General features: G+C 36.9%; 13 protein-coding genes and 1 pseudogene. All 14 read right to left on the bottom strand.

Annotated features, from left to right (window positions below):
* The 14 genes and pseudogenes from BacF7301_RS15735 to BacF7301_RS15670 all read right to left on the bottom strand — a co-directional run bounded on the left by BacF7301_RS15735 (window position 1) and on the right by BacF7301_RS15670 (window position 11,607).
* The gene (locus BacF7301_RS15735; protein WP_167964260.1) at window positions 1-1,095 is read right to left on the bottom strand and encodes a glycosyltransferase; all 1,095 of its coding nucleotides are present in this window, start codon (window positions 1,093-1,095) and stop codon (window positions 1-3) included.
* A complete protein-coding gene (locus BacF7301_RS15730) occupies window positions 1,092-1,757 on the bottom strand; it encodes an acyltransferase family protein (protein ID WP_167964258.1) in 666 nt (221 codons plus the stop codon). The genes BacF7301_RS15735 and BacF7301_RS15730 overlap by 4 nt, the downstream gene beginning before the upstream one ends.
* 2 nt (window positions 1,758-1,759) lie before the next feature.
* Complete coding sequence (locus tag BacF7301_RS15725) at window positions 1,760-2,923, bottom strand: glycosyltransferase (protein ID WP_167964256.1); 1,164 nt, start codon at window positions 2,921-2,923, stop codon at window positions 1,760-1,762.
* A 42-nt stretch (window positions 2,924-2,965) separates the two neighbouring features.
* Window positions 2,966-3,970 (bottom strand): glycosyltransferase family 2 protein, encoded by a 1,005-nt coding sequence (locus BacF7301_RS15720; RefSeq protein WP_167964254.1) that lies wholly within the window; start codon window positions 3,968-3,970, stop codon window positions 2,966-2,968.
* Complete coding sequence (locus tag BacF7301_RS15715; protein WP_167964252.1) at window positions 3,971-4,321, bottom strand: hypothetical protein; 351 nt, start codon at window positions 4,319-4,321, stop codon at window positions 3,971-3,973.
* A 42-nt stretch (window positions 4,322-4,363) separates the two neighbouring features.
* Window positions 4,364-5,287 (bottom strand): glycosyltransferase family 2 protein, encoded by a 924-nt coding sequence (locus BacF7301_RS15710; RefSeq protein WP_167964250.1) that lies wholly within the window; start codon window positions 5,285-5,287, stop codon window positions 4,364-4,366.
* A 264-nt stretch (window positions 5,288-5,551) separates the two neighbouring features.
* Entirely contained in the window at window positions 5,552-5,827 is a 276-nt protein-coding gene (locus tag BacF7301_RS15705) for a hypothetical protein (protein ID WP_167964248.1), read from the bottom strand.
* Window positions 5,802-6,029 carry a transposase gene (locus tag BacF7301_RS15700; protein ID WP_167964246.1) on the bottom strand — a complete coding sequence of 76 codons (228 nt, stop codon included), beginning with the start codon at window positions 6,027-6,029 and terminating at the stop codon, window positions 5,802-5,804. The genes BacF7301_RS15705 and BacF7301_RS15700 overlap by 26 nt, the downstream gene beginning before the upstream one ends.
* Complete coding sequence (locus BacF7301_RS26115; RefSeq protein WP_369805657.1) at window positions 5,993-6,274, bottom strand: glycosyltransferase family A protein; 282 nt, start codon at window positions 6,272-6,274, stop codon at window positions 5,993-5,995. Before BacF7301_RS26115 ends, BacF7301_RS15700 begins: the two co-directional genes overlap by 37 nt.
* Window positions 6,275-6,300: 26 nt before the next feature.
* Complete coding sequence (locus tag BacF7301_RS26055; protein WP_167964244.1) at window positions 6,301-6,507, bottom strand: glycosyltransferase; 207 nt, start codon at window positions 6,505-6,507, stop codon at window positions 6,301-6,303.
* A gap of 2 nt (window positions 6,508-6,509) precedes the next feature.
* A complete protein-coding gene (locus tag BacF7301_RS15685) occupies window positions 6,510-8,069 on the bottom strand; it encodes a lipopolysaccharide biosynthesis protein (RefSeq protein ID WP_167964242.1) in 1,560 nt (519 codons plus the stop codon).
* A 119-nt stretch (window positions 8,070-8,188) separates the two neighbouring features.
* Window positions 8,189-8,365 (bottom strand): annotated as a pseudogene (locus BacF7301_RS15680) (UDP-glucose 6-dehydrogenase); the annotation flags it as partial.
* A 36-nt stretch (window positions 8,366-8,401) separates the two neighbouring features.
* The gene (locus BacF7301_RS15675; protein ID WP_167964240.1) at window positions 8,402-10,819 is read right to left on the bottom strand and encodes a GumC family protein; all 2,418 of its coding nucleotides are present in this window, start codon (window positions 10,817-10,819) and stop codon (window positions 8,402-8,404) included.
* Between the two features lie 23 nt (window positions 10,820-10,842).
* Window positions 10,843-11,607 carry a polysaccharide biosynthesis/export family protein gene (locus BacF7301_RS15670; protein WP_167964238.1) on the bottom strand — a complete coding sequence of 255 codons (765 nt, stop codon included), beginning with the start codon at window positions 11,605-11,607 and terminating at the stop codon, window positions 10,843-10,845.
* Window positions 11,608-11,632 lie beyond the last annotated feature (25 nt).

Here is an 11,632-nt window from a genome sequence, read left to right as displayed (position 1 = left end):
CTATTGTTGATCTATGTTATCTAATAAATTCACCCATCTTTCTCCAATAACCTTTGGCGAGAATTTCTGAACAGAACAATAGGCTTTTTCGGCCATTGCATTACGAAGCTCTACGTCTTTCATCAGCAAAGACAATTTGGCTGCATAAGCATCTAAGTCGAAAGGCTCAATCAAAAAGCCATCCACCCCGGTCTCTATGATTTCAGATGCTATTGAATAGCTATTGAAAGCCATCGGAACTACTTTATGCTGCATGGCCTCTGTAAGCACCATACCAAAACTTTCAAAAGAGGAAGTCATACACAAAATAGAGCCGCGTTGATAATAAGAAATAGGATTTTGTATCCCTTCAAATGAATAGTTCTGTAAACCTAACTCACAGGCCATCTCTTCCAGATAGATACGATCATCACCATCACCCACAATCTTCAAATTCCAATCCGGGTGCTCATTAAACACCCGTTTCCAGATATTTAGCAAATAGTCAGCTTTTTTGTGGATGATTTGCATCCGCCCTACAAAAAGTACAGTCTTCTCTTTTGGTAGTATCTCCGTCTTTTCATAAGCATTAAAATTGGGGATTATTACAAATTTAGAAGAATCATTGTTTCGAGTGAAAAACTGGTACTCTGGTATAAATTTCTTAGAGAAAAGAATTATCTTATCACTATCCTGATATACAGTTTTAAGCATTCTACTGATTACCCACTTCCATTTCATCAGTCTCAATTTACCAAAAGGTAAAGTCTTGTACATAGCATAATAAGAATCATGAATCACCGAAATCACCTTAATGTTTTTAGGCACTTTTTTTCGAGGGAGAAATGAAAAGAAGCCAAACTGATTTATGATAACATCAATATGCTTCTCTCGCAAAACAGTCAAAATTTGATTCTTACGTTCTTTCTTATTATCAGTTAGATGTATCTCTTCAGTAACCGTTGTGTAAGGATTGTCTGAAGTTCTATCTTTCACTAAATAAGTAACGGAATAACCATGTTTAATAAGTAATCGAGCCAAAGCATCAGTTACACGTTCAACACCGCCCATAGAGGTGTTAATCTCTCTTGGCGAGTAAATAAGAATATTTTTCATACAAAGAAAGAGATGTGTTTAAGAAATCCAGTTTGCCAAGGAATCAGATGGACCAGTACAATGGTTATAATACTAAATATTACTAAATTCCTCCCATTTATTAATGGATATTCTATCATATTTAAGGTATTTCGTCCTATGTATACACCCAAAACAAAATAGATTTGGAAAACTAAGATGTGGGCCAAAGGGAACAAAGGAACAACCGTATAATATCCCTTTGCATAAAAATAAGAGCCTATAGGGTAAACCAATATTGCCCATCCCAAATAGTACCACTTTAGTCGATACTTATCTATCACATATTGAATCATATTGAATAGGAATAGTGCCACTAAAAACCAAGTAATACTCCCTTTTTGTGCTAAGTCCAACTTCATCAAGAAAGAAGCCGAAGCAAAATCCTTATCATCTCTCCATCCTATCAAAACGAAAGACAATATAGTAAAGTATACGGCAGGCACTAAAAGTGTGCGCAATCTTGAACGCAATAGAGGCATTAACTCCTTCTTTTCACTCCACAATGCTCCAGACAAAAAGAAGAACACCGGCATCTGCACCGAAGCAAAAAGATAGCTGGGTAGTTCCATATGCATCCATACCACCCACAATATAGTAAACCCTTTCGCTATGTCAATATAATCTTTTCGAACTTGTGCCATATTCAGATAGTCTTTAGCAGTTCTTCCCACTCATCAGTAATCAAGTCTATATTATACTGTTTAGAGTTTGCCTTACAAGTTTCACTCATTCCCTCCCACTGAGTATCATTATTCATCAAAGTCACCATCTTATAAGCATAAAGTTGCTTATCGAAAGGAGGAATTACATAACCAGTCTCACCCTCTTGGACTAGGAATTTTGATGCAGAGAAAGTTCCGTAAAGCATAGGCACTACACCATGTTGCATAGCCTCAATTATAACCATAGGACTTCCTTCTTGTATAGAAGAGAGAGTAAGAATTTTAGCTTTAGCATAATATGACGAAGAATCTTTAAATCCTTCAAAACTCACATTTAAAATCTGATGTTTTTTACAATATTCCTGCAGTCTTTCTTTGTCAGGTCCATCGCCTACAATTTCTAACCGCCAGTTTTTAATTTGTTGAGTTACTAACTTCCAAACATCTAGAAGATAATCCACTCGTTTCTGTTCAAAATTAAGCCTACCAACAAATATCACTACATTCTCTTTAATTTGACTATCTTCAGTTTGCTTATAGGTGTTAGGATTTAGCATAGCCTTACAAACATGCCTTTTATCCTCAATTCCAGCTATTTCTAAATAGTCTGACACATAAGAAGGAGCTAACAAAATAACCCTATCAGAATGCTCGTACATATAACAGTACCGCTGTCGGGTATATTTCAAGAGGTTATATCTATTCAAAGGAGCCTTCACCCATTTCAACAGATTCACCATACCCTCCACGGGCTTAAATAATTTGAAAGGAAGATGTAGTGAACGATAAAAGTATTTATATTGCAAATAGGGATTAAAATGCAGATGAGTAATAATCTTCACTTTGGTAAAATGTTCTTTACTAAATAAATAGATATCATCTGTATTTCCCCCTTCGTTGATAATAATATCAATCTGATGTTGGTTAATCAAGTCGTTTATATATGCAATATTACGTCCTGTATTACCCACTTCATCTGGCAAAAAATAACAAGGGATATCATACTCTCCACCGACTTTTCGTCTTGATAAGTAGTAAATGCCGTATCCACGTGTACGTAAAGCATGAGCTAGATTATCGGCTACACGTTCCGTACCACCATACATTGGATTTATCTGATTCTCGAAATAAAAGAGTATATTCATCGTCTTAGTTTACTATCAGAGATATGAAGTATAATAGGATATTCATAGATATCTATATACGATATAAGCAAGGTTGAACATTCCTTTACTCATTAGTATATATTGAAGCCGAAAGCGTCCGCCTGCAATGTTAAGAATTTCCTTTATATAAGCCTTAGTTATAGCATCATTGAAAATTTGTTTGAATGGTTTTGTACGGTCAGTCCATTTCGTAGCATGCAAGGACTGACCAAATACTACAGAAATCTTCGCTGCCATCACGCGCATAACCTGCTCATGAGAATAATCAGAAAGCCCAAGCCTCATATCCATAAGGTCAAGCATTTTAAATAGGCTATTGATGGAAGGATAGAGATCTCTAACCCCTCTTCTAACAACAGGATTGTAATCCAACCCCATACGATAGTGATAGCCAATAAAAGGAATTAAACTAATACTCGACTGATGGCAAAGGCACTGAAGCACGAAATAAAAATCCTCGAAAACAATCATTCCTTTCAAAAATTTCACATTGTGCTGCCGCAAGAAAGAAGCTCTATAGCTCTTCAAGCAACTTGATTCCATGTTCATCGTGTTCAACAAATAGCCTATTTCAGAATGAAGGTTTGCAGATGAAATATGGCGATACACAGGAGTCCCCTTAATCTCTGAATAAAAGATATTACCATTATTGCCCTCATGATCTTGAGTGATGCCTACAATATACATATCAGCATCGTCATCCATATAATTCCTTATTTGTTGCAAATAATCCGGCTCAATCCAATCGTCACTATCCACAAACATCACATATTCTCCTTGAGCTTCAGCTAATCCGACATTGCGCGCATTCGAAACGCCTTCATTAGGTATATGAAAGGCCTTGATGCGGTTATCACTCTTAGCATACTCTTCGATGATTTCCGAAGTGTTGTCTTTGGAGCCATCATCCACAATGATAAGCTCCCAATTAGTATATGTCTGCTTAAGCACACTATCAATGCATTGGCGTATAGCATCTCCTGTATTGTAAGCAGGTACTATGATAGAATGTTTTAGATTGTTCATTTATAATAAATCTTCTAATGCCTTATCTACAAATTCATCGAAGCTCTTGAATGGGGCTTTGTGCTCCTTTTTCCATATATCATGATATCCTGCAGTCTGTTGAGCCACAGAGAACTTCAAACGATGATCATCTTCATCTCCCTCCATCCAAAGCGAAAACTCTTCATACATCTGCTCAACCGTAGGGCGCTTTCCATGCTTCTCATATGTGATGTTATCGTGCGTCAGTAGAAGGAAATTTTCAAGTATTGTACAATTATCCCCAATTTCTACAAGCAAAGGACGAGTTACATCAACACATTTATTTCCTGAAAGCAGTCTCAAAATAAGCCTTTTCCCCCTCTCTATCACACTTCTAATACAACAAAATATCATGTCTCTGATTGAATATAATTACAACTTCGTAAATTTCTGGATTTTGACTTTGAGATACATAGAATAAGGATTATTTTTCCATCCATTATACCATTTTGAGAGATGTTGAAAGTTCTTCTCGCTATACTTCTGTATGATTGTATCTCCAAACCATAACCTCGCAACTTGTGGGGTTAATGGAGCTAAAAGACTTAAAAAGTATGACAACATTAAAGTTTCAAAATCAGAACTACTAACATTAAGTTTTTGGTAATTCTCAAAAATCCTTTTACTAAACAATAATGCATCATTGACATTAAGAGAATACTTCTTCTGGTCATCAATTTCACCTTTCTGCCAATAATAGAAGTATCCATTGCGAACCTCAAGAGAACAGCACTGAGAAAATAATTCGAGCACAAAAACGGTATCTTCTCCAATCTTTTGTCCTTCAATGAATCGAATATTTCCTAATGCTTTTCTCCGAATGAATTTTCCCCAAGGAGTCTTAAACAGACCCTTAGCTAGGTTCTCTTTCAGTACCTTTTCATATTCGGATGGACACGATGCACAAACAGACTGAATAGGCTCATTCATAACATCAGCTCCACTTCCTGTGTGTATATACTTATCAACTACAATAATATCAACGTCTCTACCTATAGTTGCTTCACAATAATTTGCACTGATATAATCGTCAGCATCGACAAAACTGACCCATTCTCCAATAGCTTTTTCTATTCCAAAATTTCGAGCAGAACTGACACCTCCATTTTCCTTGTGAAAAACCTTAATTCTTGGTTCCTTTAATGCATACTCGTCACAGATGGTGCCAGAGTTATCAGGAGATCCATCATCTATTAACAACAATTCCCAATCTTTATAGGTCTGCTTAATGATGCTCTCAATACAACGAGAAAGAAATTTCTCCGCTTTATAAATTGGTACAATTATTGATATCATGATTAAAGTAGATTTGAAGCAATATACTCAGTAGATTTCTTTCGCTCTCTATTTAGTACATCTTCTGTGTTTGTAAAATATTTCATCTTATAACCGATAAATTTCACCCCGGAAGGGGAACCATCCAAAATGATTTTCAAGTGTATCACTTTGGCTGTTTCCATCACGATATAGGAACCAAGACTGCTTAGAGACTTCTTCACGCAAGCTGCGGATCTTATCTGTCAGGTTATAAATTATTTCTTGAAGACGGATCACCTGAGACTACAAGGATTCATTATGTTTCTCAAAAGCTACATTGCACTCCTCAGAAGACTTCATCGAAGTTTTCAGCGGAGAATAAGACTCCTTGTCCAAGGCATGGAGATAATGGATACCCATTATCATCCCATCAAGATCCGTTTCAGAATATTTAAGTAATGCCACTAAATACTTGAAGTCGAGTGGGAAATGAGTGACACAACCATCTTCATATACAGGATGCATAAACTTGTAACCACATTCATACTCCAGTTCATAAAGCATATATACGGTTTTCATATCTGACCAATTTCATCAATTGCCTATTCTTGGACATGAAAGCGAACATATCTCCATTATAAGGATTTGGGAAACGATCCTTTACAATATCTATCAGGTGACGACGCCTCATATGCATATCGTTTATATTGGAGATGAACCAGATATTCATACTACCGGTGATGGCTAACATAGAACTTCCAGCTTCTCTATTATACCACATAAGGACTGATAGTTCAAGTTATGGTGACTAACCTCAAGACCATTCGAAAACACGATATTGACATGAGTGACACTCACGACAGAGGAACAATCATTAAACCAGCAATTATTGGAAAAGAAAAGTAAGTCAAAATCTGTAACTTCATGAAGAATGGTCTCTACACAATCAGGTGCACCCCAATCATCCGAATCAACAAAAGCGATATACTCAGTTTGTGCTTTTTCAATACCTACATTACGAGCAATATTAACCTCTTCATTTTTTTTGTGAATTACTTGGATACTAGGATATTTACCGTTAGCATTGAATAACGCACAGCATATTCATCACAAATAAAACCACTTTTATCAGGAGAGCCATCATCTACAAGGATAATTTCAAAATCTGTTACAGTTTGTTTTATTAGACTTTCAATGCGATCGAGCAAAAAAACTTCCGCCGCGTAAACTGGAACAATAATAGATAGTTGACCTGCCATAATTATCTCTTTCTGAATTCGTTCAGTTTGGCCATAAACAAAGCATACATTCTACTTACAAAAAATTTCATTCCTGATGTGAAGATATAAAACATAGTGAATACTGTTATTACAACCTCTAAAAAGACAGTCAAGCCACATTGTATCAACTTTTCATACGAATCTATGGATTCAAAGTCTATAAAAGAAGTAGCGAAATATAATACTAGAAAACATATTCCAATGATTGCGCAACGCCCTAAAAAGGGAATGAAATAGTTTAAAGAAGATTCTTTTATCCCCTCTGTAAAAAGAAAATAAGGCTTCCAAACCCCGATAAAAATCGATTGACTGATTATACCTCCTAATAGAACGCCTTCTATTCCCCAATAATACCCTAAAGTCACCGATGCAATTAAATTAATAATAGATTCTGTAATCGGAGCCCAAATATCATGAAATAAGCCACTCCCACAAATAAAAGAATCTATCGTAGTCCTATTTGCTACAATGGAGAAGGAAACCAACATGATAATCAACAATTCCTTACTTAAAAGATAATCATCTCCCAACCATACCCTAATGAAAGGCTCTATCAAGTAATAAATGCAAAAAAGAGCCGTAAATGAAATAAATAGTCTAGAATCAAACAATTCCCAAAAAACCTTTTTAATGCGTTCCTTATCACCACTTGCGATAAGATTTCCAATTGCTGCCCCAGTACTTCCAAATACAGTGCTCAACAATTGTGACATTTTAGTTATTACCAATATATAATTACCATAGTATGCAATTATTGTAAAAGAAGTATATGCGTACATTATCAATGGAGCAGCCTGATTTAATATCGTTTCTGAAATTCGATGAATAAATACTTGTTTTGTTTTCTTCATTACATCCGGATATTTATGAAGAAGACTTTTTCCATCATACCCCTTTACCGAAAGCCACGGATATTCTTTCTTCAGTACCTTGTTCAGCCAAACACATCCAAATAGATACCCCACCGTATTGGTTAAAAGATAAAAGACAAAAGGGGATGATACTATTGGCAATAATAATATAAGTAATATTTTTAAAAAGGCACCAGCTCCCTGCGTCACAATTGTAACTTTATATGTTTTTTGATCTGCACCTAATACTATCATTTTATAGTTGATAAAATATCCGAGCATAGAACCAAATAACATCACTAAAAATGTAGCATATACACACCACAAAGGGATAGTAGATTTAGCAAATATCAATGGAAAAAATCCCATTAAAACAGCTGCCGCACATATTATAACATAAGCAATGCGACGATATACCCATCCCTCTAATGCTACGATCTCAGTGACAGTTTTTGTATCATTGTCATACAGTGGTTTATATAAGAAAAATCCAACAGCAGTGCTAATGCCCATTTCGGCAAGATTCAAGAAACTAAGTAAATTAGTTGCCGTTGTATCAAGTCCTAAAATCTCACTCCCTAAATATTCAAAAAAGACTTTTCTCGACCAAAAGCCTAGTATTAGCTGCACAAAATAATAAAACATGGAAATTTGTGCATTCTTTATACTTTTTTGTGTTCTATCTGCCATCACATCAATAGGGTAAAGCGTCTATCTTTATTTAATTCATATAATCGCTCGCCACCAAACGGTACAATCATATAGGCTAATACATCGAAGACACTTATTTTTTATTTTAATTTACTCTATACATTACGCTTCACCAATTCTGCCAGCCCCTGTTCAGAAATAGGCATTTCACCTGCTTTCAGTTTATTGATTTTATTTGCAGCTACATCCACGCAAGTTACAGTGGCATCCATTTCGGCAAAACAAGTGCTAGATACCAAGTCTACATAGCCTGTGTCTACAATTGCTATATTCACATATTGTTATTGTAAAGTTCTTACCTTTTTAGATATTTATTCTCCCGTTACTTTATTCTCTCCATAGCCATAACCGTAACCATAACGCTTGCCATAACCATAATACTTGCCATATTTACCATAACCATAGTAATAACCATATTTTTTCTTCTGAAGATCAAGACCATTGATTACAGTACAAAGGTTCGGGAGTTTATTAGCAGACGCAAATTCATTTACCAAAGTAAACTCGGCTTTCCGTGTATAGTCCGCACGGCAGACATATACAGACAAGTCAGCTACACGACCTATTAATAAAGTATCTGTTACCATACCAACGGGAGCGGTATCTAAAATCACATAATCAAATTCTTTTCTCAATATAGCAACCGCTTTCTCCAGTCCGTCACGTGCAAGTAGCTCGGTCGGATTAGGCGGTACTGTTCCACCGGGAATAATATACAGGCTCTTACTTATATCCGAAGGCTGGACAAAATCCATTAGATTCTTTTCAGGATCAGAAAGATATTGAGTAATTCCCTGCTCCTTTCGAGATATATTAAAGACCTTATTCAAACCAGGTTTACGGATATCAAGCCCAACAATCACCACTTTCTTTCCCAATAAAGATAGACTGATAGCAAGATTGGCAGAAATGAATGATTTACCTTCACCACTGATTGTTGAAGTTACCAAAATCACTTTTTGCTCTTTCTCAAGCATGAACTGAAGATTGGTACGGATATTACGGAAAGTCTCACTCATTAATGTGTTTTGATTCTCAAATACAGCTATAGAACCGGTTTTATCTGTCGTCAATGGCACATCACCCACAATGGGTAGACGAGTCAATTTCTCAATATCGCCACGACCTTCTATTTTAAGTTTGGTCAAGCCAATCAAGAAAATGATACCAACGGGCAGACCTACTCCAACCACCAAAGCAATCATATAAATCATTTTAGGTTTAGGAGAAAGGGGACCACCTGAAGCTACCGGTTCATCAATAATCTTTGCATTATTCGCAGTAGCAGCCAAAGTAATGGCATTCTCTTCACGCTTTTGTAAAAGCATCAGATAAAGCCCTGCTTTGATTTCCTGCTGACGTGCAATACTTACATACTGGCGTTCTTGTCCCGGAGCATCACTGATACGGCGGGAAAAGCGGCCGGCTTCACGGTCCAAATCAGCTTTCATAATCAGCAATCCCTGTAATGTACCATTAATAGCAGCTTGTACATTTGCCTTCATAGCACGAATGCTCGTATCCAAATTTACAATCATCGGATTACTTTCCGTAGAAGTACGAAGCAAACGTTTGCGCTCAGTCACCAACTCATTATAACGTTCTATCTGAGTGGTCAGTCCATTATCCTCCAAACCGATATTACCAGGTAATACCTCATACTCATTTGAGGGATTATTTATGTATTTGGTTAGGTCGCGGACCAAATTTATCTGAGTACCGTTTTCCACACGTTTTTTCTCATATTCCGCATTTCCCGATACAGCCAGTTGGGCGTCGCTGCTAATATCCGTCAATCCCGCATTTCTTTTAAACGCTTCCAGTTTGTCCTCTGTACTTCCCAGTTCTTCATCAATAATCTTGATACGTTCATTGATAAACTCCCTGGTCTTTTCCGCCACTTCATTCTTGTCATTGTTCGTATTCCGGTTATACATCTCCATCAATTTGTTAATGAAGTCCTGAGCACGCTGTATATTCGTATTCATTAATGAGACTACAGCTACAGAAGTTGCCTTAGAAGTCGGAGCTATATTTAATGCCCCCTGATATCCCTTTGCCACTCCGAATGGCTGACTGACTACAGCACTAATATGCCGTTCCCCCTTCTGCCCCTCTATTTTACCATTTGTCAATGAGTCTTTCAACGCAAACCCAAACGTCCCCGCATCCGTAGGTAACACGGCAGGCAGTCTATCGAAATGCTGATTATACTCATTCAAACCAACTTTTAGATTTACATTCAAACCGCCTTCAGGAGAAATTTTCATGTCAATCAAAGCCGCGTCCGGCAGTTTGTCCGCTTCTTGAGCTGTCAGGTTTACTATAACCGGAGACGTCTTATACATCTCTTTTTTCGGAAATTCATCCTCGTCATTATAAGTAATATAAAGCTCCAGATTATTAACGACTTCTTTCAATATCGTTTTTGAGCGTAAGACTTCTATTTCATTATCAATACTCTGTGTAGAAGTAATTACTCCGCCTATTCCCAAGTTTTCCAAATCGGTAGAACCGCCACTCTTCTTATCATCCTTAATCATGATGGAAGCGGAAACCTGATAAACGGGAGTCTGAAAATGTAAATACACCCAGGCTACAATCAAACATAGCATAATAGAAGCGACAAACCAAGGCCAGTGGATGATATATCGAAAAAGAAGTTCCCGATAGTCCACCTTCTCTTCATCCTGTTCACTCATATTATTGTCGTACGAATTTTCTTTCATTATTGGTCGCTTATTTTATTGATTTATCTTAATATACTTATCAGCAGGTTAGTAATCGAGAGCAAAATAGAAACACCGGAAAACCAGAGTCCGGTAGTGGTCCCAATGTCCGAGTTCTTAGCCTTAGCCTTGTTGGGAGTCACATAAATAATGTCATTCTGTTGCAACTGATAATAAGGGGAGAATACCGTTTCAGCCTTGTTCAGGTCAAAAGTTATAATCTCCTGTTTGTTATCTTGACCCGTCCGAATCAGTCGCACGTTATCCCGTCTGCCATAAAGCGTCAGGTCACCCGCCATGGCCAATGCTTCCAACAAATTTATTTTTTCATTGGAAACTATAAAACTCCCCGGTCCATTTACTTCCCCTAATACTGATATGCGATAATTAACGATACGCACAGTGACAAGCGGAACTTCTTTCAAATAAACCTTTAGCCGGTCAATAATCTGATTCTCTATTTCTGTTTTCGTAAGTCCGCCTACATGAATTTCTCCTAACATTGGGAAATTGATATTCCCTTGATTATCTACCAAGTATTGCTGTGGAGCAGAATCAGCGTTTGGATTCACTAAATTAAAAGGCGCCGCCAACTCCGGAGTGGAACATGATACAACAATTGACAATAAATCCTTGGGAACAACCTTCACTCCTATCTGTCGGACCTTTTGTTCCATATGATTCACCAAATTCGTATCCTGCAAATAAGGCACTTGTCTAGACGATCTACATGAAACAAACAAAAAAGTCAGTAACAAACAAAGAGTCAATCCTGTCAATCTTCTCATAATCACTTCTATTTTCAAATTTCAA

The sequence above is a fragment of the Bacteroides faecium genome, from assembly GCF_012113595.1.
Taxonomy (GTDB): domain Bacteria; phylum Bacteroidota; class Bacteroidia; order Bacteroidales; family Bacteroidaceae; genus Bacteroides; species Bacteroides faecium.
Note: the sequence above shows the minus strand (reverse complement) of the source record. Positions and strands in the feature narration are given on the sequence as shown.